Here is a 21,686-nt window from a genome sequence, read left to right as displayed (position 1 = left end):
TTCAGTCCTCCTCATACTTCTTTACAAGCAATGTTCCGTTGTGTCCTCCAAATCCAAGGGAATTGCTCATTGCATAACGAACTTCCTGTTTTGCCGGAGCGCCGATCATATAGTTCAGATCAAGCTCCTCCTCTGTTTCTGTTGTTCCCACTGTCTGATGGATAAATCCGTCCAGAATGGATTTTACGCATACGATAAACTCAACAGCTCCTGCTGCGCCAAGAAGATGGCCCACCATGGATTTTGTGGAATTGATCTTTACATCCTTGGCAGCGTCCTTAAACGCAAGCTTGATAGCTCTTGTTTCAAACAGATCATTGTGATGTGTTCCGGTTCCGTGTGCATTGATATAATCTACCTGCGCCGGTACAACACCTGCTTCCTTCATGGCATTTTCCATAGCACGTGCGGCGCCGCTTCCGTCCTCGGCCGGAGATGTGATATGGAAAGCATCTGCAGTTGCACCGTATCCCACAACCTCTGCCAGGATATTGGCATTTCTCTTTTTGGCATGCTCAAGCTCTTCCAGAACAACCACACCTGCACCCTCGCCCATAACAAAACCGCCTCTGTCTTTATCAAACGGAATGGATGCACGCAGCGGATCCTCACTTGTGCTCAGTGCAGTAAGGCTTGCAAAGCCTGCGATACCGATAGGGCAGACAGCTCCCTCTGTACCACCGGCAAGCATTACATCTGCATCACCATACTGAATGGCACGAAAAGCATCTCCGATGCAATGTGTTCCTGTCGCACATGCTGTTACCACGTTGGTACATTTTCCCTTTGCACCGGTAGCGATAGAAACATTTCCGGCTGCCATGTTTGTGATCATCTTCGGAACAAGAAGCGGATCCACTCTTGAAGGACCTTTTTCCATAAGCTTCTTCTCATTGGTCTCGGTAGCCTGAAGGCTTCCCACACCGGAGCCGATGATAACGCCTACCATGTAAGGATCTTCCTCTTCCATCTTAAGCCCGGAATTTTCCATGGCTTCCAGTGCAGCTGCTACAGCATACTGGGAAAAAGGCTCCATTCTTCTTGCAGTTCTCGGGTCCATGCGATCCTTTGCCACAAAATCTTTAAGCTCTGCTGCCAGCGTTGCCTTGTATCCTGTCGTATCAAAACGGGTGATCGGTCCGATCCCCACCTTTCCTTCTTTTACTCCGTTCCAGAAGCTTTCCACATCATTTCCGATCGGTGTTACTGCTCCAAGTCCTGTTACTACTACTCGTCTTTTCATCAATCTATCCTCCTGACTCCGGGGAGCCTCCTTTACATTGCCATTCCGCCGTCTACGCGAAGTACCTGTCCTGTGATGTAACGTGCACCGTCTGATGCCAGAAATGCGGCTGCCTTTGCCACGTCTTCTGCTGTTCCCATGCTTCCCATGGGGATAGATGCCGCAATATTTTCTTTTACTTTGTCAGAAAGCACGTCCGTCATGTCTGTTTTGATAAATCCCGGTGCAATGGCGTTGACCGTGATTCCTCTGGATGCCAGCTCCTTTGCAGCGGATTTTGTAAGACCGATGATCCCGGCTTTGGATGCCGCATAATTGGCCTGTCCTGCATTTCCACGAAGGCCTACCACCGATGAAAGGCTGATGATCCGGCCGCTTCTCTGCTTCAGCATCATTCTGGACACATGACGGATGCAGTTGAAGGTTCCTTTCAGATTGATGTCAACAACTCTGGAAAAATCTTCCTCACTCATTTTCATGAGAAGTCCGTCCTTCGTAACTCCGGCATTATTTACCAGGATATCAACACGTCCGTATTTCTCTGCAACAGCTTTGAAAAAAGCTTCACATGCATCAAAATCTGCCACATTGCACTGCAGGATATCTGCCTGGCCGCCGGCTGCCTCGATCTCTGCTTTTGTTTCCCGGGCTTTTTCTTCTGAGCCGTTATAATTGATCACTACAAGGTTTCCTGCTTTTGCAAGCTCCAGGGCGATGGCTTTCCCGATCCCACGTGCACCGCCTGTTACGACTGCGATTTTTTTCTCTGACATATGAATTCCTTTCTGATGTTATGCGGTCGTCCGTGATCCGCATTTGTTACCTGGCATTTCTGTCTGCTGCCCTATGCCAACTTTACTTTTGATTCTTTATCTGTTTTTTCCAATATTTATACCAGTTCCCGGCAGACCTTCTCTGCGTCTTCTGCGGTCTGGATGTTATATACTTTTACATTTCTGTCGATCTTTCTCATAAATCCGGCAAGGGTTCTTCCCGGTCCGATCTCAATAAATGTGTCCACTCCCTGACGGATCATATTTTCCACACTCTGCTGCCAGCGCACGGAAGAAGAAATCTGTTTTTCCAGAAGTGCTTTTGTTTCCTCCGGATCTTCCACATACTCTGCGGTCACGTTTGTCACATACGGGATTTTAAGTTCATGAAGTGTGACACTCTCCAGAACCTTTCCCAGTTCTTTTCCTGCAGTGGCAAGCATTGCGGAGTGGAACGGTCCGCTGACATTTAACGGGATCACTCTTCTTCCTCCGGCTGCCTTCAGCTTTTCAGAGGCTTCCGCAACTGCTTCCGCAAGGCCTGTGATCACGATCTGGCCGGGACAGTTGTAGTTTGCAATACTTACATCTGCAATGTCTGCAAGCACTTCCTCGATCTTCTCTGTCTCCATTCCCATAACTGCTGCCATGCTTCCCTTACCTGCCGGAACTGCCTGCTCCATAAGGATTCCTCTTTTTCTCACGGTAGTAACAGCATCCTTCAGTTCCATGCCGCCGGCTGCTTCAATAGCGCAGTACTCGCCAAGGCTTAATCCTGCAGTTACGTCCGGGTGAAGTCCCATCTCCTCTACCACCTTCTCCATGGCAAGACAGGTGGTGACCAGTGCAGCCTGTGTATATTCAGTCAGGTCAAGCCTGTCATTTTCTTCAAAACAAAGTGCTTTCATATCCAAATCCAGCCACTCACCGGCAGAGTCGAAAACATCCTTTGCTGTATCATATTTCTCATAAAAATCTTTTCCCATTCCGGCCTTCTGTGCACCCTGGCCCGGAAAGATGAATGCTGTTTTTCCCATTTATTATTCCTCCACAAGAAAGCTGTTTTTCTTTACAGTCTCTTTTGTCTCTCTGATCAGTCTTGCCATCAGCTCCTTACAGGTCGGTACATCCTTTACCATACCTGCGATCTGTCCGGACATAACGCTTCCGGTTTTTACATCGCCGTCAACAACAGCCTTCCTGAGACCACCAAGTGTCAGCATTTCCAGTTCTTCAAAGGATGCGCCTGCTGCTTCTTTCTCCAGATATTCCTTTGTCATAGGGTTTCTTAAGGTACGGACCGGATGACCTGTGGTACGGCCGGTTACTCTTGTGTCGATATCTCTGGCTTTCAGAAGGAACTGTTTGTAGTTCTCATGTACGTGACATTCCTCTGTTGCCACAAATCGGGTTCCCATCTGTACGGCTTCTGCACCCAGCATAAAGGCTGCCGCGATCCCACGACCGTCTGCAATTCCACCTGCTGCAATTACCGGGATCTTTACTGCATCCACCACCTGCGGTACCAGCGCCATGGTGGTTGTCTCACCGATATGTCCGCCGGACTCGGTTCCCTCTGCTACCACTGCATCTGCGCCACAGCGCTCCATTCTTCTTGCAAGAGCTACAGATGCAACGACCGGGATCACCTTTACTCCGGCAGCTTTCCATGCTTCCATGTATTTTTCCGGGCTTCCGGCACCGGTTGTTACTACCTTGATTCCTTCTTCTACTACGATCTTCGCAACCTCATCGGCACTTGGACTCATCAGCATGATGTTTACACCAAAAGGCTTATCTGTCAGTTTTTTCGCCTCACGGATCTGCTCACGTACCCACTCTGCCGGTGCATTTGCAGCTGCGATCAGTCCCAGGCCGCCTGCCTCGGATACTGCTGCCGCAATGTGATGATCTGCCACCCAGGCCATACCGCCCTGGATGATAGGATATTCAATACCAAGTAATTCTGTAACTCTTGTTTTCATCTTTTACCTCCGGAAAATTAAATCAAGCGGATAAAAGCATCCGCGGTTTATTTGGTTCCACTCTTATTTTCAACATTCCATTAACAGGGGCTTTAATACTCGATCAGGCTTGCTCCATACGTCAGTCCGCCGCCGAAGCCTGCAAGGACCAGTCTGTCACCCCGCTGCAGTTTTCCGCTTTTTTTCATCTCATCCAGGAGGATAAGAAGACTTGCGGAAGAAGTATTGCCGTATCTGTCCATATTCATAGGGAACTTGGAAATGTCTTCGCCCAGCCGCCTTGCTGCGGAACGGATGATCCGCTCATTTGCCTGATGGAGAAGATAATAACTGATATCTTCACAGGAAACCTGCTCTCGGGAAAGAAGCTCCTTCACAGCCTCCGGTACCTTGCTCACGGCAAAGCTGAACACTTCCTTTCCGTTCATCTGTATGTAGGTTTCCTTTGCCTTCGGATCATTTTCATAGCGGATCTGATTTCTGCTCTGTAAGGTAAGTGCACCGCCTTTTTTTCCGATGGAATGGGTTACCTGTGCATAGCTTCCACCCTCTTCTGCTCTCAGTACGACTGCTCCTGCACCATCTCCGAAAAGAATGCAGGTGCCGCGATCTGTCCAGTCCGTTAAACCGGACAGTTTTTCCGCACCGATCACAAGGACATTCCTGTATATCCCCTGGGCCAGATATGCCTGCGCAGTGTTCAGTGCCAGAAGAGATCCTGTGCAGGCGCCGTTCAGATCAAAGCAGGTAGCATTTTCCGCTCCGAGCCGCTCCTGCACCCCACATGCCACACAGGGCATGATCTCTGTTGGAGAAATGGTTGCCACAAGGATCAGATCGATCTCTTCTGCCTTCATTTCTGCGTCTTCCAGAGCTCTTAATGCTGCCCCCGCTGCCATCGTCACAGTATCTTCGTCCTCTTTTGCAATATGTCTCTGTACCACACCGGTTCTTTCCCGGATCCACTGATCACTGGTTTCCACCCTCTTTGCCAGATCGTTGTTATCCCACACTCTGTCCGGTGCCCAGGAACCGGTTCCGCATATTTTACCTGTCATATTTTTCTCCATGATATCTGTCTTAAATCAGTCTGTATAAATCTGTACTGCTGTTCTCTGAATTATCTTTTATCTTAAAATATTTTGATTATCAAATTATATCATCATAAAAGTATTTGTCAAGAAGGAATTTTTGAGCATCCTTTTATGAAAAAAAATAACAGCTGCCCCAGGCGTGGAGTATTGGTCTCTCCTCTGTCCTGTGACAGCTGTCTTGTTTTTTTCAGACAGGTATTGTATTTATGGTTATTGCATTTATAGTTATTGCATTCATAGTTTTACTTCATTGCCCACTGTACCAGGCACACTACACCAACCTGCACCAGCAGTATCACCGGTACACCAATTGCAAATCTGGCTTTTCGGGTTTTGTGGTGAAAAAATCTCATGCCAAGGATCGCCCCGACGCTGCCACCGATGACAGCACTTAAGATCAGGGTCTTCTCCGGGATCCGCCATTTATTACGACGTGCTTTCTGCTTGTCAACTCCAAAAAGCACAAAGGCCAGGATATTGACTGCAAGCAGATAATAATATATGTAATCATTCATGATAGCTCCCTCCAGGATCTGTGTCCTGTATTTCGGACAGTAACCGATTTATGTCTTCATTGCAGTTTGATGATCAGCACCGGTATGGGCGGATCATTGGGCCGGTTTGCATATTCCGACAGGATCACCAGATATTTATGGGGATCCAGCTGACGGATAAACACAAGCATCTCATCCCGTTCCTGATATCCCGTATCCCCGCCACTGTAAATGCAAAGTGTCATAAGTCCGCCTTTTTTCAGAAGCTTAAGTCCGCTTTCCACCGCTCTTTTGCTGCTGTCTGCTCTGGTTGCCACCGAATGGTCTCCGCCGGGAAGATATCCCAGATTAAAGGTGATGCAGGACACTGTTTCTGCTTCTGCATAAACGTCCATATTCTCATGGGATTCCAGAAGAAGCTGATAATTTTCCGGACAGTTATCTCTTTTCAGGCGCTCCTCCGTATGTTCCAGTGCCTGCTTCTGAATGTCAAAAGCCAGAACCCGTCCCCTTTTTCCTGCAAGCTGGCTTAACAGAGCCGTGTCATTGCCATTTCCCATTGTTGCATCGATACAAATGTCTCCCGGCATGACCTGCTGCCGTATAAAATGCTGCGTGTATGCAGTGATCTGAAGATTTTTCATTTAAAAATCCTTTCAAAATTCTCTTACAGTTCATGATAATACGGACAGATATCCTCATAATGTCCGTCCTTCATACGGAACCCCTTCGGGATCACGCCAAGCTGGATAAATCCAAGTCTCTCATGATGATCTTCTTTATTTAAGCAGCTCCACATTCCGTCCGTCTCTTCGGATCACACCCTCATCCGAGAGATTTTTGATCTCCCGCATCATGGCACTCCGGTCCACACTTAAGTACTGGGCCAGTGCGGTATAGGACATGGGCAGCTTGAATTTCCCGGCATTTTTTTCCGCAGCCAGAGAATGCAGATAGGCTATCAGCTTCTTCCTGGTGGAGGATCGTGAAAGCATGTATATCCGATCTGTCTGCTGTCCGGAACGAAGGGCCGTCATCTGCAGCAGATTACTGACCATCTGGCTGTGATGATGACAGGCATTTTCACAGCGCTTGATCACATGCTCATAATCAATAAACAGCACTTTCGTCACGGTAGTGGCACATACATAATAATGCTGGGAATCTGACGAAAGCAGAAACGGTTCGCCAAATACACTGTCCTTATTCAATTCATCGATGACATACTCATTTCCATCCTCGTCACAGCAGTAGAGAACTGCTCTTCCCTCCTGGATCAGACCGATCTTTTTCATGGAGCTGGAATATTCCATTATGGTTTCTCCATTCTGAAAAACTTTCTCCCGGACTTTGAAGCAGACACGCATCCTTTCCTGTTCTTCGGGCAAAATATCCGTAAATAAAGTGATATGCTCCATAAATTTTCCTCCCACCGGCAAAATAATCTTCCGCATATCTGTACTTTTCTCTCTGCATCCAGGACTATGTAAGAGGACTCTCAAAGCAGATATCCGTATTTTATTTTGCTGCATGTTTCTGATTTTATACCAGCACGAAAAAAATGTAAAGTCTGGAATTTTTTCTGTTTTGTTGTATTTGCAACAGTTTTTGTTGTCGATTTCTGTTATATTTTTATCAAAGTTAAGAAACAAACAAAACCTGAAGCATATAAATAAATCCACCATAGAAAGAAAAGAGGAATCGCTCATGAAAATCACAGATACCATCAAATATGTAGGCGTTAATGATCATCAGGTTGACCTTTTTGAAGGCCAGTACAAAGTGCCGAACGGCATGTCCTACAACTCCTATGTGATCCTGGACGAAAAAATTGCGGTTATGGATACGGTAGATGCAAATTTTACTCACGAATGGCTTGATAATATCCAGAAAGTTCTGGGTGACCGGAAACCGGATTATCTGATCGTACAGCATATGGAACCGGATCATGCAGCCAACATCGCAAACTTCCTGAAGGCTTATCCGGACACCATCGTTGTTTCCAACAAAAAGGCCTTCGCCATGATGCAGAATTTCTTTGACCTGGATCTGGAAAGTCATCAGATCATCGTAGATAACGGCGGAACCCTTTCCCTTGGAAAACACAATCTGACTTTTGTATTTGCACCGATGGTTCACTGGCCGGAGGTTATGGTCACTTATGACAGCACAGAAAAGGTTCTTTTTTCCGCAGACGGCTTCGGAAAATTCGGTGCCCTGGATGCAGATGAACCATGGGACGATGAGGCAAGAAGATACTATATAGGCATCGTTGGAAAATATGGTGTGCAGGTGCAGAATCTTCTGAAAGTAGCCGCAACTCTGGATATCCAGACCATCTGCCCGCTCCACGGACCGGTTCTTACTGAAGATCTTGGACATTATATCAGTCTCTATGATACCTGGTCTTCCTATACACCGGAGGATGACGGAATCGTGATCGCCTACACTTCCGTATACGGTCATACAAAAATGGCCGTTCAGCAGCTGGCCGATAAATTCCGCAGCAAAGGATGTCCAAACGTTGTTGTCTATGATCTTGCAAGAGACGATATGTCCCAGGCACTGAGCGATGCTTTCCGTTACTCCAAGCTGGTTCTCGCAACCACCACATATAATGCAGGCATCTATCCGTTTATGAACGACTTTATTACCCGACTGACAGAGCACAACTTCCAGAACCGCACGGTAGGACTGATTGAAAACGGAACCTGGGCACCGCTGGCAGCGAAGGTTATGAAAGAAATGCTTTCCAAATGCAAAAAGATCAGCTGGCTGAATACCACAGTTAAGATCATGTCTGCAGTAAACGAAGAAAACCGCAGGCAGATGGAAGCTATGGCTGATGAGCTCTGCCAGGAATACATTGCAAAAAGCGATGATCTTGCCAACAAGAATGATATGACTGCTCTGTTCCGCATCGGTTACGGCCTCTATGTGGTAACCTCCAACGATGGCAAAAAGGACAACGGTCTGATCGTCAATACCGTTACACAGCTTACCGACAACCCATATCGCGTGGCTGTCAACATCAACAAGGCAAACTACTCTCACCACGTGATCCAGCAGACCGGTATCATGAACGTAAACTGCCTGTCCACAGATGCTCCGTTCTCTGTTTTTGAGCAGTTCGGCTTCCAGTCCGGCAGAAGCACCGATAAATTTGCCGGACAGAAAGTAAACCACTCCGACAACGGCCTGGTATTCCTGGACAAATATATCAATGCTTTCATGTCCCTGAAGGTAGAAAACTATGTGGATCTCGGCACTCACGGAATGTTCATCTGCAGCGTCACAGAGGCCCGTGTCATGAGCGATCAGGATACCATGACTTACACCTACTACCAGAAACATGTAAAGCCAAAGCCACAGACCGAAGGCAAAAAAGGCTGGGTATGCAAAGTCTGCGGATACATCTATGAAGGCGATGAACTTCCGGAAGATATCATCTGCCCGCTGTGCAAGCATGGCGCTGTGGATTTTGAGCCGATCGAAGGATAAGACTGAAATCCCCATAAATTGATTTAATCCGGTTACAGCTCCCTTATTTTTACAAATTATAAACCACAAAAAAGACAGGCTTCTGAGGTTGCCTGTCTTTTTTGTATTATCATCCAATGTCTTCTCAGCGTCTTTCACCAAATTTATTCTTACAGCAGATCAGACACTCACGCTCTGTATTTCTGCAGGAATCCTGAAATTTACGGATTATATGTCTTTCATTTATTTCATCAGTCTGATAACCTGCTCTGCAGTATCTGCCAGATTCTGCTTTGCATTCTCATTTTTCATGGCCTCCTCCAGAGTTACCACTCCGCGGAGGATCGGGAAAAAGGCATCGATCCCTGCATCGTTGCAGGCTCTTGCGTCACGCTGTACGGCACCTGCAAAGGCGATCACTTTTTTGCCATATTTCTTTGCAAGCTTTGCAACACCTACCGGCGCTTTTCCCATGGCTGTCTGTCCATCCATACGTCCCTCACCTGTGATCACAAGATCCGCGTCTTTGATGTAGTCCTCAAGTTTTGTCTCATCCAGCACGATGTTGATCCCGGATTCCAGGACTGCATCGGTAAAGGTCAGGAATGCAAATCCCATTCCGCCGGCAGCACCTGTTCCCGGATACTTTGCATCTGCTTTCGGAAAACGCTCCTTTGCAAGCTCTGCGTAAGCACCCAGCCACTGATCCATGTCCTGGATCATCTCCGGCGTAGCACCCTTCTGCGGTCCGTAGATGGAACTGCATCCAAGCTCTCCGCAAAGAGGATTTGTGACATCGCAGGCAACACGAAATTTACATTCTGCAAGCTCCGGGATCACATAGGCATCTGTGATCTCTGTGATGTCTTTCAGGCCTCTTGCTCCCGGAAGGACCTGCTTTCCGTTTTTATCCAGAAATGCATAGCCAAGTGCCTGAAGCATTCCCACACCACCGTCATTGGTGGCGCTTCCGCCGATACCCACAATAAATCTGCGGCAGCTTTTTTCGATGGCGTCCTTGATCACCTCACCGACACCGTAGGTTGTGGTATAAAGAGGATTTCTTTTTTCGTCCGGCACCTGCGTGATCCCTGCTGCACCAGCCATTTCGATCACTGCAGTCTTTGTGCTTTCGATGATGCCATACTCACAGATCACCGGCTCGCCAAGAGGCCCCGTAACCTTTACGTGCTCTGTTTTTCCGTTCATTCCTGCGACAAGGGCTTCCACGGTTCCCTCTCCACCGTCTGCCAGTGGTCTTACCTGAACTTCTGCGTCCGCATCCACACGATGGATACCTTCAGCAGCTGCAAAGCCTGCCTCCATGGATGTCATACTGCCCTTAAAAGAATCGATCGCTGTTACTACCTTCATTTTATTTTCCTCCTGTATGATTTTTATGTAAAGCTGATATCCGTACTCTCCGTTCTATCATTCCGTGTACCGGAAACGTGAAATGTTCATTTACGTGTCAGGCGGATATTTTCTGCGCAGCTCTGCAGCCAAATAACTGTTCTGCTGTTTGGTTATCAGCTGTCCCCGGATGAAAAGAACCTTCTGTGAACTTATTTTTCCCTGGAAATGTCTCTGGCTGATGCCGCAGAGAAGCTTTTTCTCCACAAAAATACTCTTCAATATAAATTAAACCACATTTATAAAAAATGTGGTCTCAATCCCCGAAAATTCCGGGACGCTGTTCTGTTGTATCTGGCACTGGAGCTGGAATGAACCGGCTATTTCACTATTCTCTCACATGAAAGCCAAACTCCTCCTCCAGTGGGATTTCCCTTGCTTCAATCCCCTCGATCTCCACAAAGCTCTGCTGAGAAAGGCGCTCTACCATCTCCCGGATTTCTTCTCTGGTTCCCTGTACTTCCATTTCCACACGATCATCCCAGAGATTCCGTACCCAGCCGGTCAGTCCCATGGACTGTGCAATATAATAGGAGCGGTAACGAAAGCCTACTCCCTGTACTCTTCCTGAAAAATAAAAATGTTTCCGAATCTTTTCCATCTGGCACCTCATATTTTCTGTCTTAACTATTCTGTCTCTGTATCTCCACCCGAAATTCTCCCGCATCCGCCGCAGGAATATCATAACCAGATTATATAATATTTCTTTATAAATTGTAAAGTTATATCCTTCTATCTATTGGAAACTATAATCATCTGCGTTATAATGGTTTTTATCAGAATAAAAAGAAATTTACTTTCTTTTGCAGAAAATATTTTCAACAAAATTTAACATCAGGAGGTAATGATCATGAATGAAAGCATCAAAAATCTGTTAGAGCGCAGAAGCATCCGCGCCTACAAAAAAGAGCTTGTTCCGAAAGAAACTCTGGATACGATCCTGGAAGCGGGAGAATATTCCCCCAGCGGCATGGGACAGCAGAGCACTCTTATGGTAGTGACACAGGATCCGGAGCTGGTTGCAAGGCTTTCCAAAATGAACGCAGCTGTTATGGGCAGCACCTCAGATCCGTTCTACGGCGCCCCAACTGTGATCATTGTCTTTTCCGACAGCAAAATGGGCACCTGTGTGGAAAACGGAAGTCTTGTGATGGGAAATCTCATGAATGCCGCACATGCTCTCGGCGTGGACTCCTGCTGGATTCACCGTGCAAAAGAAGTTTTTGACTCCGAGGAAGGAAAAGAGCTGAAGAAGCAGTGGGGTGTTCCAGAGGAATATATCGGCGTAGGCCACTGTGTTCTTGGATACCGTGACTGTGAGTATCCAACAGCCAAACCGCGTAAGGATGGTTTTGTGATCCGTGTGTGATCGGCTTGCAGAATAAAATTTCCACTGCCAAAAACTTTTAATGTAAATAAAAATCTGACAGATTCCTGCATGATACGCATCGCTACGTATCTGAGAATACACAGGGAAACACCCCTCCGGTATCATAAATACCAGAAGCTTTTCCCGTCTTCTCCGGCAGTGATCTGTCAGATTTTATTTTCTCTTATTTCAGTGCTTTATCCTTATATCTGGAAATCTCCTCCAGATATTTTTTCCCAAGGGCACTGATGTTAACACCCTTTCTGGCAACATAACCGATTGTCATGATCTCATCGGAATCCAGCTTCACAGCACAGTAATCGGAACCATTAAGATCCTCACAGATAATACCGGAGCATAAGGTATATCCATTCAGTCCTACCATCAGGTTCAGCATAGTAGCCCTGTCATCGGCTTTGATCAGCCGTTTGTATTCATAGGTGCTCAAAACCTCCTCAGCAAAATAAAAAGAGTTATTTCCTCCCTGTTCAAAGGACAGACACGGATATTCCTTCAGTTCTTCCAGCGTGATCTTCTCACGCTTCGCCAGAGGATGCCCCTTCCACATATAAACGTAGATCCGACAGTTGAGAAGTTCGTGAAACTCCAGACCATACTCGTGAAACATTTTTGTAAGTACCTTACGGTTAAAATCATTTACGTAGAGGATCCCGATCTCACTCTTGAAATTACGGACATCCTCGATGACCTGATGCGTCTTGGTCTCGTGGACCGCAAATTCGTACTCATCCATGCCGAATTGCTTTACCAGCTCCACAAAGGCATTAACTGCAAAGGTATAATGCTGCATGGAAACACTGAATTTTTTGCGTGACTGTTCCTTGGAAATATATTTGGCTTCCATCAATTCGTACTGTTCCACCACCTGCCTTGCATACCCCAGAAATTCTTCGCCTGCAGGCGTTACGGCGATTCCTCGGTTCGTTCTTCGGAAGATCTCAACACCGGTTTCTGCTTCCAGCTCCCGGATTGCCGTGGAAAGACTGGGCTGAGAAATATAAAGGCTTTTTGCTGCCTCGTTCATAGATCCGGCTTTTGCAATTGCTATGGTATATCTGAGCTGTGCCAGAGTCATCTTTCTGCCTCCCCGTTTCTTGTTCCGGCTTTCTGTTCCTCTTCAGGCAGATCCGGCAACAAGCATCCTTTATCTTTTTATTTAAGGTAGTTCTTATCTACATATCCTTCTTTTCCAAGCTTCGGAACATATACATACCAGTAAGTACTGTCTTTCTTCTCAATGACTTCTACCGTATCTCCGTTATTCAGCTGGGCGATCTCATTGTCCTTGTCATACGCCTTTGTACTGCGCAGAGCCAGATAGCCGCTTTCCACTTTAACAGTCATGGATGGAGTTGTCGTACCTGAGCCTCCGGTAAGATAGTTCCTGTCAACATAACCGGTCTTATCCAGCTGCGGAACATATACATACCAGTACTGATCGTTGCTGGTGTCCTTCACCTGAACCGTGTCACCGGTATTCAGCTGTCCGATCTCATTGCTTTCATTATAGGCTGCCTTGTTGCGAAGGGCAAGATAACCAGTTTCTACTTTAACTGTCCACAGACCACTGTTGTAAATATACCGGTTATCCACATATCCGGATTTATCAAGCCCCGGAGCATATACGTACCAGTAAGTAGAATCACTGCTGTCCTTTACAAGAACGACATCTCCGGTATTCAGACGTCCGATCTCGTTACTGTCATTGTAAGCTGCGGTACTTCGAAGAGCCAGATAGCCTTTTTTTACCTTTACTGTCCAGGAATCGTTGGAAGCTGTGGCGTTCTCTGCTATCTGGATATAGTTTTTGTCCAGATATCCGGATTTATCCAGTCTTGGCACGTATGCATACCAGTAGGTAGCGTCCTTCCGATTTGTAACTTCCACAAGATCTCCTGTATTCAGCTGTCCGATCTCATTGCCTTTGTCAAAAGCCTTCTCACTCCGGAGAGCCAGGTATCCATCTGTGACTTTGACTTTAAAAGTGGTTCCTGCTGCTGCCTTTGCCTCCCGGATCGTCGCCGGAAAAGCTGCTGCCAGTATAAGTGTCAGAAGTACCAGCCTTTTTACTGCCTTTATATGGGACAGAAGAGTTCTTTTTCTCATATTATACGCCTCCTTTTCTTTTTTGGATCTTTCTCTGATCTGCGGCTCTCTCTGTTTTTTATTTACTGAGCAGACCGCACCGGAATTTATGGTAGTATTATATCATATTTTCAGCTGATAGCTGTAAGAATCACATCTCTTATTGCAGTCCAAAATGTTCTTTCCCACAATGCAGGTATTGACACTTTTAATTAGTAGTGTTATATTACATGTAGAACAAGATAAAAGTAATGCCCCCGGGATTTTTCCCGGGGAATTTTATACGCATACGTTCAATATATGACAGTCCGGGAGATCTGTCCTCTGAGAGGACAGATCGATCATCCGGGACGCTGCAGACTATAATATAAGGGAAGGTGAATACCATGGCAGTAAAAAGAGATTATTACGATGTTCTGGGCATTGACCGGAACGCAGATGAAAAAACAATAAAAAAAGCCTATCGTAAACTGGCCAAAAAATATCATCCGGATACAAACGCCGGTAATGCAGATGCCGCAGATAAATTTAAAGAAGTAAACGAAGCCTACGATGTCTTAAGTGATCCAAAGAAGAAAAAAATGTATGATCAGTTTGGTCATGCCGCATTTGAAGCAGGAGCTGATCCTGGAGCCGGCGCAGGTGCCGGTGGATTCGGCGGATTCCAGGGTGGCGGCAATGGCAGCTATCAAGAATTTCATTTTAACGGTGAAAATATGGACGATATTTTTGGTGATATCTTCGGAAATATGTTCCACGGCAGTCACGGCGAAAGCCGCGGTTTCGGCAGCAATGGCACATATGAGCATTTCACCGGTAACGGTGGCGGCTTTCACAGTGGATTTGGCGGAAGTGGCTTTCACAGTGGCAACGGCTTCGGCGGATTCCATCAACAGGATTTTCCGCAAAAAGGCTCTGATGTGAAGGCCAGCATCAACGTTACCTTTGATGAGGCAGCTTTTGGTGCAGATAAAAGGATCTCTCTGTCCGGTCCGGACGGAAGCTCCGGTGCACCGCAGACACTTCAGATTCATATTCCGGCAGGTATTGATACCGGCAAGAGTATCCGTCTGAAAGGAAAAGGCATGCCCGGAACCGGCGGCGGTGAGCCTGGTGACCTTCTTCTGAAGGTTACCGTAGGAACACGTCCTGGCTATGAACGAAAGGGATCGGATGTTTATACCACCATTTCTATTCCTTACACAACCGCTGTTTTCGGCGGTGAAGCCACCGTTCCCACCCTTTACGGAAATGTTATCTGTAAGATCAGGGAAGGTATGCAGTCCGGTTCCAAGATCCGCCTGAGAGGAAAAGGCATTGTTTCCATGAAGAACCCTTCCGTCCGCGGTGATCAGTATGTAACCATTCAGATCCAAGTTCCTCAGAATCTGAATTATTCCGCAAAAGAGAAACTCCATGAATATGCAAAGGCCTGTGGACTGGAACGGAGTAATGCCACCGGATCACATGTAGCATAAAAGTTAAAATAAAAGAGTATCACAAAGCTCATCACTATCAATGAGTTCCTGTGATACTCTTTTTTGATTTTAAAGTAAGATCTGATATAGCTTATGACAGCGTCATATCTCCATCTTTCACCCATCCGAGCTTACGTACAAACATATTGATCAACGGGCAGAGAACTGCCGGGAGAATAAAAGAGATCAGAAAAAGTCCTGCCCAGTCCATAGCTGTAACAGCTGTCTTGGTTCCTTCTGCAATATCATTCATCCATCCTGTATACACACCGATCTGACCTACAAAACCGCAGGTACCCATTCCTGAGGATACAGCAGTTCCGTTCATCTGAAGCCTGAACAAGCAGGTTGCAATAGGTCCTGTGATAGCAGATGTTACGATCGGAGCGATCCAGATTCTTGGATTTCTGACGATATTTCCCATCTGGAGCATGGAAGTTCCGATTCCCTGAGAGACAAGACCACCCCATTTGTTTTCCCTGAAGGACATGACCGCAAAACCTACCATCTGCGCACAGCAGCCCGCTACTGCAGCGCCGCCTGCCAGTCCGGTAAGTCCCAGAGCCGCGCAGATCGCAGCAGAAGAGATCGGCAGCGTTAGTGCGATTCCAACAAATACAGAAACCAAGATTCCCATAAAGAATGGCTGCAGATCTGTTGCCCACATGATCACGCTTCCTACCTTCATGGCAGCTTTTCCAAGAGCCGGTGCCCACCATGCGGAAAGACCTACGCCCACACCGATGGTTACAAGAGGCGTTACAAGGATATCGATCTTTGTTTCCTTTGAAACTGCCTTACCGATCTCAGCTGCAACAATGGCAACAAACAGTACAGCCAGAGGACCGCCTGCTCCGCCAAGTGCGTTGGAGGCAAATCCAACGGTGATCAGCGAAAACAATACCAGCGGCGGGCAATGCAAGGCGTAACCGATGGCTACTGCCATGGCAGGGCCGCTCATGGCAGATGCCAGAGAACCTACTGTATACTGGGTATCATTGACTGTGGCAACTGCCATAGTCAGAAACGGAATGTGAAACTGTGTGCCAATGGTGTTGATGATCGTACCGATCAGCAGGGAACAGAAAAGTCCCTGTGCCATAGCTCCCAGTGCATCGATACCATATCTCTTCAGAGAGATCTCGATATCCTTCCGTTTTAGAAATGCTTTGAATTTTTCCATTTTTAAACTCTCTCCTTACCCTGATCCGCTTCCTGCCGGATCAGTTCCTTTATTTGCAAAAAGCCTCGCTTACTTTCTCAAGTTCCTCGCGGATGGAAATATGCTGCGGACATACTTCCTCACACTGTCCGCATTTTATACATTCATCTGCACGCTTTCTGCCATGACTGACTACCAGCCAGTCTTCCTGATGCGCTGCGGCGGCTTTATTTCCGTACAATGTCAGATAATTCATTGCTGTAAAAGAACCGGAAATTCCAATTTCCATCGGACAGACCTTTGCACAGTAGTTACAGGTTGTACATGGGATCAGAGGAATTTTGCTCATAGCCTCTCTTGCCTTATCAAGAGTCTCCTTCTCACTGTCAGTAAGGCCATTGAAATCCTTCATAAAGGAAAGGTTATCCTCCATCTGTGCAACATTGCTCATTCCGGAAAGTACGGTGATCACGCCTTCCAGATTTGCCGCAAAACGGATTGCCCAGGATGCTGTGGATGCTTCCGGCTCTGCTTCCTTCAGAAGCTTTTCCACTGCTTCCGGCGGAGTTGCAAGCATGCCGCCTTTTACAGGTTCCATGATAATGACCGGTTTTCCATGTTTTCTGGCTACCTCGTAGCAGGCTCTTGACTGGATCACCGGATTTTCCCAGTCTGCGTAATTGATCTGCAGCTGTACAAATTCCATTTCCGGATGTGCAGTGAGAAGTGCATCCAGCTCCTCCGGTGTGGAGTGGAACGAAAATCCTGCATGTCTGATCAGACCGGCTTCCTTCTGTTCATGGATCCAGTCCCATAAACCGTACTTATCAAAATATTTTGTTCTGTGCTCTCCAAGATTGTGGAGAAGATAAAAGTCGAAATATCCTGCCTTTGTTCTCTCCAGAGATGTTTTAAACTGTGCAAGAGCTTCATCTCTTGTCTTGCAGTTGATCCAGGCTGCCATCTTGGTGGCTAACTGATATTTTTCTCTCGGATAACGCTCTACCAGCGCTTCGCGGATAGCATCTTCGCTTCCTGCATAAGCCCATGCTGTATCAAAATATGTAAATCCGGCTTCCATAAATTTGTCCACCATGACTTTGGTCTGCTCCACATCGATCACACCTTCTGATTTCTGCGGAAGTCTCATAAGGCCAAAACCAAGTTTTTTGATCTCTTCACCTAAATATGCCATATCTTTCTCCCTTCTTATTACATACCGGAAAATTCCTCATATCATCTGATATATCACCGGATAAGCAATATTTCTGACACAGATATCTCCCGGACCGTTATATTTTTGCCGCAGAAAAACTGCGTTTCTCCTATTATAACGATATTTTTCCTGGCGGTAAACCTTTTTCTTTTACAAGTGTCAAGACAACGCCAGGATATAAAAAACAGCTGCCGCACGTTTATTGCACGGCAACTGTCTTTTGTCCTATCAGTTCATCTTTGTTCTTTACACCTCAGATCAAATATTTTAAACTGATATTACTTATAATAACCATATATCGAAAGGCAGAAAACTCTCATGAAAAACAAGCAGGTCATGAACCGCCAGACTTCGTCAAAAGAACTTCATCTTATTTCCTGCGGCTGGGAAAAATGTACACCGGAACAGTCCTATGGTCCAGGTGTACGGCGGTATTACACCATTCACTTTGTGCTGAGCGGGCAGGGATATTTCTATATGAACAACCGGAAATATACCTTGAAAGCCGGACAGTGCTTTTTCATTCCTCCTATGACCAGTTCTCTCTACAAAGCGGAACCTTCTGATCCCTGGACTTACATCTGGATCTGCTTCAATGGAGAAAATGCTCCCATACTTTGTGAACACTGTCATCTTACTGAAGAAACTCCGGTCCAGCAGCTAAATTCGGTTCTTCCCTATCAGGAAACCATTCTTGAAATGATGACTCACCCGCAGCTGACGCCCTCCAGTGAAGCCTATATCCAGAGTGGTCTTTACCGGATCATCGCCATGCTGGAGGAAGAATTTCATGCTTCCTACACGACCATGGAATCCAATGAGAATTTTTACATCACACAGGCTGTTGATTACATCAAAAAAAGTCCGCTACAGAATATCACTGTGACAGATGTTGCTGACTATCTCCATATCAGCCGCAGCCACCTTTACGGACTTTTTAAAAAACATCTTGGAACCACACCCCAAGCATTCCTGACTTCAGCCAAGATCATCAACGCCCGGGAGCTTCTGACCATCACGGATATCCCTGTCTCCAGCGTGGCGTTCTCCTGCGGATATCAAAATCCATTTGCCTTTTCCCGTGCCTTCAAAAAAGAAACCGGCATGACGCCACGGGAATACCGGGAAAAATATCATCATGCCGAGGATCTTCTGGATTGCTGAACCACTTTTCCTGATTTACGGAACAACTACCTTGGCATTATAGTATTCCACCGCAGCATCCATGGTCGGACCTTCGTTGTCAAACCAGTCATAAGTGATAGTTTCGCCGTTTTCTCCCCATACCTCCGGGCAGTCGATTTCTTCCCAGTCCATCGGAACAAAATGCTCTTTCTGTTCTGATGCACGCAGCATGATCTGATGCAGCTCCTCAAATTCCTCCGGATTCAAAACTCCAGGTTTTGCGGATACAAACAGTGGTGTACCGCTCTTTGCAAGAACGTCTGCCCACTGACGATTTTTCTCCCATGGGATCATTCCGAAAATACCGACACAGTCTGCATCAATATGGTAAAACGTATTGTGCTGCGGAAGACGGAATGCCAGCGTATTTACGCCCATTCGTCTGGTACGCTCCCAGATACGTCCGCTGGTATCGTCACCGGTCCGGTTCAGATGCATCAGGCCTGCGCCGAGATGTCCGATGGTATTGCAGCCGATGATCACTGCGTTGTTGCTCCGGGAAGCATCATAAATCTCCTGATAAAGCATTTTTACGATTTCTGCGCTGGTTTTGGTCTGATCATAAAAATGCCATTTCTCCATGGAATTGTCTCTTAAATTCGCCTCAAATCCCCATTTCCCAAAGAGATCAAAGGTAGAAAAATCATGCTTGATCAGCGTGTATCCCCAATCACAGATCCTCTCGATATCTTTACGGATATATTCCAGTGCATCCGGGTGGGACGGATCGAGACAGTCATTATAGGAAATTCTCCACTCATTCGGGATATTCTCATCTTCATTAAGAAGCAGACGGACCCAGATACCCGGGCGGACACCTTTTTTCTCCAGCTTGTCTGCAAGACCTTTCATATCCGGAAATCTGTCATTGCCTTTTGTCCATGGTCCACCGTTGTATTCATCCAAGCGGTGATGTTCCTGCCAACAGTCATCAATGACCATGAACGGAGGATTTTTTACACCTTCGGTCAGTTTCAGGATATAATCGGTATCACTTAAGATCTCCTCTTCGGAGCTGTCACCGTAAGCATAGTACCAGTTATTGCTTCCATATACCGGAAACTCTGGGAAGATCGGATCTGCACACATTTTTTCACAGAATTTCTGTGCAGTTTCAAAAGTATCTGCTCCTTCTGCTTCCATGCAGACGATCTGTGCGGCACACAGCTTTCTTCCTTTCAGCTGTACTCCTGTATTTCCGCAGCGAACATCCAGAAACAAAGTAATTCCTTTGGTATCCACCTGCCAACAGCACATAGCAGAAGGACGGACCTTTACGCCAAAGCAGAGAACCTTCTCAGAAAGCTTCGCCAGAAAATACCATGGCAGATAACGGTTTCCGCTCATTCCATGCCATTCCGCATCACCATAGGTACGTTCCCAGGCATCTCCCAGAAATCTGGCTGATTTCGGGATCTTATAGTTCCATCTCAGCTTCACACATCTCACTGCATCCTCGGATGTGACAAATATATCCTCATGTTCACCTGCGTCCTGAAATTCCACAGTAGTTGCACCGGCAGCTACTGTCGTCTGCCCTCCCTGGCACACAAGTCTCTCCGCTTCTGTTTCCACTGTTACATAATCCGGTACCCCAAGCTTAAAATCTGCATATTTTTTCTGCATTATTCTCTCCTCCTGTACTTTTTCATTTACATTTTGCTTTACCTGCATACTCATGAATACTGTCTTTCTATCGTCTGTTCAACTCAGAAGAATGTACGAAAAATTTTTTTAATACATTTTGTCTATATGCCTTATTATATTGATTTTTTTGGTTTTTTCTATGCTTTAAAGTTATTATAACATTGCAGAATGTTCAATCTGCATAAGATTTTCAGTCCTTGTCCGATTCGCTTTTTAATATGAGAGCATAAAGGGCTAAAGGTGGAAATTAGTTTTTTCATTTTACGGAACACAAATTCTTCACAATTTTTTAGCACTCACCTATTGACTTTGCTAACAACATGTGTTATATTACATATAGAACAAAGGAGAAGATAAAAAAGAACTTCCAGATGTTCAGAATAAAACCAAACGATCACCACTGCGGAATAACCCGAAGTGGTAACTATATACCGGCAACAGTTGGATTTCTTGATCCACCGGAACGGCTTTTCAATTTGAAAGGAGAAATGACTTATGATGTTCCCGAGTGTATTTGGAGAAAACTTATTTGATGAGTGGATGGATGATTTTGGATTCAGAGATAATTTCTTTAGCGGAAAGAACCCTCTTTATGGCAAACATGCAAAAAATATCATGAAAACTGATGTACGTGAAACAGATAAAGGCTATGAGCTGGATGTAGATCTTCCAGGATTTAAGAAAGATGAAGTACAGGTACAGCTGAAGGATGGTTATCTTACCATCTCCGCTGCCAAGGGTCTTGACAAAGACGAGGAAGACAAGAAAGGCAATTATATCCGCCGTGAACGTTATGCCGGCAGCACAAGCAGAAGCTTCTATGTTGGTAATGGTGTAAAAAACGAAGATGTCCATGCAAAATTTGAGAACGGTGTTCTGAGACTTTCTATTCCGAAAAAAGCAGCTGAAGAGATTGAAGCTGATAAATATGTATCTATTGAAGGCTGATATTGACTCACTCTCACAGGGGGAGGATCCTTAGGGATTCTCCTCCTCTTTTTTATACGCAATAATACATATGACACTCTCTTTCCAATTTAC

At 46.0% G+C, this 21,686-nt stretch carries 21 protein-coding genes and 1 pseudogene; 6 read left to right on the top strand and 16 right to left on the bottom strand.

Going from position 1 to position 21,686, the window contains the following annotated elements:
* Position 1 precedes the first annotated feature (1 nt).
* The 9 genes and pseudogenes from fabF to DMI82_RS05120 all read right to left on the bottom strand — a co-directional run bounded on the left by fabF (position 2) and on the right by DMI82_RS05120 (position 7,007).
* Entirely contained in the window at positions 2-1,243 is a 1,242-nt protein-coding gene (gene fabF / locus DMI82_RS05160) for a beta-ketoacyl-ACP synthase II (protein ID WP_110102726.1), read from the bottom strand.
* 32 nt (positions 1,244-1,275) lie between these two features.
* The gene (fabG, locus tag DMI82_RS05155) at positions 1,276-2,016 is read right to left on the bottom strand and encodes a 3-oxoacyl-[acyl-carrier-protein] reductase (RefSeq protein WP_110102725.1); all 741 of its coding nucleotides are present in this window, start codon (positions 2,014-2,016) and stop codon (positions 1,276-1,278) included.
* A 116-nt stretch (positions 2,017-2,132) separates the two neighbouring features.
* On the bottom strand, positions 2,133-3,053 hold the full coding sequence (fabD, locus tag DMI82_RS05150; protein ID WP_110102724.1) for an ACP S-malonyltransferase: 921 nt from the start codon (positions 3,051-3,053) through the stop codon (positions 2,133-2,135).
* Positions 3,054-3,056: 3 nt separating this feature from the next.
* Complete coding sequence (gene fabK / locus DMI82_RS05145; RefSeq protein ID WP_110102723.1) at positions 3,057-4,001, bottom strand: enoyl-[acyl-carrier-protein] reductase FabK; 945 nt, start codon at positions 3,999-4,001, stop codon at positions 3,057-3,059.
* Positions 4,002-4,093: 92 nt separating this feature from the next.
* Positions 4,094-5,059, bottom strand: coding sequence for a beta-ketoacyl-ACP synthase III (locus tag DMI82_RS05140; RefSeq protein ID WP_110102722.1), 966 nt, complete (start codon positions 5,057-5,059; stop codon positions 4,094-4,096).
* A 278-nt stretch (positions 5,060-5,337) separates the two neighbouring features.
* The gene (locus DMI82_RS05135) at positions 5,338-5,610 is read right to left on the bottom strand and encodes a DUF1294 domain-containing protein (RefSeq protein WP_110102721.1); all 273 of its coding nucleotides are present in this window, start codon (positions 5,608-5,610) and stop codon (positions 5,338-5,340) included.
* Positions 5,611-5,666: 56 nt separating this feature from the next.
* Complete coding sequence (locus tag DMI82_RS05130) at positions 5,667-6,233, bottom strand: class I SAM-dependent methyltransferase (protein ID WP_110102720.1); 567 nt, start codon at positions 6,231-6,233, stop codon at positions 5,667-5,669.
* A gap of 23 nt (positions 6,234-6,256) precedes the next feature.
* Positions 6,257-6,358 (bottom strand): annotated as a pseudogene (locus tag DMI82_RS05125) (GNAT family N-acetyltransferase); the annotation flags it as partial.
* Positions 6,359-6,368: 10 nt separating this feature from the next.
* Positions 6,369-7,007 (bottom strand): Crp/Fnr family transcriptional regulator, encoded by a 639-nt coding sequence (locus DMI82_RS05120; protein WP_110102719.1) that lies wholly within the window; start codon positions 7,005-7,007, stop codon positions 6,369-6,371.
* A 289-nt stretch (positions 7,008-7,296) separates the two neighbouring features.
* On the opposite strand from DMI82_RS05120, the gene DMI82_RS05115 reads away from it, so the two are divergent.
* Complete coding sequence (locus DMI82_RS05115; protein ID WP_110102718.1) at positions 7,297-9,090, top strand: flavin reductase; 1,794 nt, start codon at positions 7,297-7,299, stop codon at positions 9,088-9,090.
* Positions 9,091-9,312: 222 nt separating this feature from the next.
* On the opposite strand, the gene DMI82_RS05110 is transcribed toward DMI82_RS05115, so the two are convergent.
* Entirely contained in the window at positions 9,313-10,443 is a 1,131-nt protein-coding gene (locus DMI82_RS05110) for a glycerate kinase family protein (protein WP_110102717.1), read from the bottom strand.
* 201 nt (positions 10,444-10,644) lie between these two features.
* Between DMI82_RS05110 and DMI82_RS20640 the strand changes: the two genes are divergently transcribed.
* Positions 10,645-10,797 carry a helix-turn-helix domain-containing protein gene (locus DMI82_RS20640; RefSeq protein WP_255363779.1) on the top strand — a complete coding sequence of 51 codons (153 nt, stop codon included), beginning with the start codon at positions 10,645-10,647 and terminating at the stop codon, positions 10,795-10,797.
* Positions 10,798-10,810: 13 nt separating this feature from the next.
* On the opposite strand, the gene DMI82_RS05100 is transcribed toward DMI82_RS20640, so the two are convergent.
* Positions 10,811-11,083: an acylphosphatase gene (locus DMI82_RS05100; protein ID WP_015525529.1), complete on the bottom strand. Its 273-nt coding sequence runs from the start codon at positions 11,081-11,083 to the stop codon at positions 10,811-10,813.
* Positions 11,084-11,332: 249 nt separating this feature from the next.
* Between DMI82_RS05100 and DMI82_RS05095 the strand changes: the two genes are divergently transcribed.
* The gene (locus DMI82_RS05095; protein ID WP_110102715.1) at positions 11,333-11,851 is read left to right on the top strand and encodes a nitroreductase family protein; all 519 of its coding nucleotides are present in this window, start codon (positions 11,333-11,335) and stop codon (positions 11,849-11,851) included.
* 184 nt (positions 11,852-12,035) lie between these two features.
* On the opposite strand, the gene DMI82_RS05090 is transcribed toward DMI82_RS05095, so the two are convergent.
* Both DMI82_RS05090 and DMI82_RS05085 read right to left on the bottom strand, forming a co-directional pair.
* A complete protein-coding gene (locus DMI82_RS05090) occupies positions 12,036-12,947 on the bottom strand; it encodes a LysR family transcriptional regulator (protein ID WP_015525527.1) in 912 nt (303 codons plus the stop codon).
* 77 nt (positions 12,948-13,024) lie between these two features.
* Entirely contained in the window at positions 13,025-13,978 is a 954-nt protein-coding gene (locus DMI82_RS05085) for an SH3 domain-containing protein (protein WP_242981812.1), read from the bottom strand.
* 365 nt (positions 13,979-14,343) lie between these two features.
* Here DMI82_RS05085 and DMI82_RS05080 point away from each other — a divergent pair, with 365 nt between their 5' ends.
* A complete protein-coding gene (locus DMI82_RS05080) occupies positions 14,344-15,435 on the top strand; it encodes a DnaJ C-terminal domain-containing protein (protein ID WP_059086226.1) in 1,092 nt (363 codons plus the stop codon).
* Between the two features lie 91 nt (positions 15,436-15,526).
* On the opposite strand, the gene DMI82_RS05075 is transcribed toward DMI82_RS05080, so the two are convergent.
* Both DMI82_RS05075 and DMI82_RS05070 read right to left on the bottom strand, forming a co-directional pair.
* A complete protein-coding gene (locus tag DMI82_RS05075; RefSeq protein WP_015525523.1) occupies positions 15,527-16,618 on the bottom strand; it encodes a PTS transporter subunit IIC in 1,092 nt (363 codons plus the stop codon).
* 49 nt (positions 16,619-16,667) lie between these two features.
* A complete protein-coding gene (locus DMI82_RS05070; protein ID WP_110102714.1) occupies positions 16,668-17,792 on the bottom strand; it encodes an aldo/keto reductase in 1,125 nt (374 codons plus the stop codon).
* 339 nt (positions 17,793-18,131) lie between these two features.
* Between DMI82_RS05070 and DMI82_RS05065 the strand changes: the two genes are divergently transcribed.
* The gene (locus DMI82_RS05065) at positions 18,132-18,977 is read left to right on the top strand and encodes an AraC family transcriptional regulator (protein WP_110102713.1); all 846 of its coding nucleotides are present in this window, start codon (positions 18,132-18,134) and stop codon (positions 18,975-18,977) included.
* Between the two features lie 15 nt (positions 18,978-18,992).
* Here DMI82_RS05065 and DMI82_RS05060 read toward each other — a convergent pair whose 3' ends face one another.
* Complete coding sequence (locus tag DMI82_RS05060; RefSeq protein WP_242981811.1) at positions 18,993-20,624, bottom strand: glycoside hydrolase family 36 protein; 1,632 nt, start codon at positions 20,622-20,624, stop codon at positions 18,993-18,995.
* Between the two features lie 516 nt (positions 20,625-21,140).
* Here DMI82_RS05060 and DMI82_RS05055 point away from each other — a divergent pair.
* Positions 21,141-21,593, top strand: a complete 453-nt coding sequence (locus DMI82_RS05055; protein ID WP_110102711.1) for an Hsp20/alpha crystallin family protein — start codon at positions 21,141-21,143, stop codon at positions 21,591-21,593.
* Positions 21,594-21,686: the final 93 nt, after the last annotated feature.

The organism is Blautia sp. BCRC 81119 (assembly GCF_003184505.1).
GTDB lineage: Bacteria > Bacillota > Clostridia > Lachnospirales > Lachnospiraceae > Blautia_A > Blautia_A fusiformis.
The sequence above is the reverse complement of the archived record's forward strand: the minus strand, read 5'-3'. Positions and strand labels throughout refer to the sequence as shown.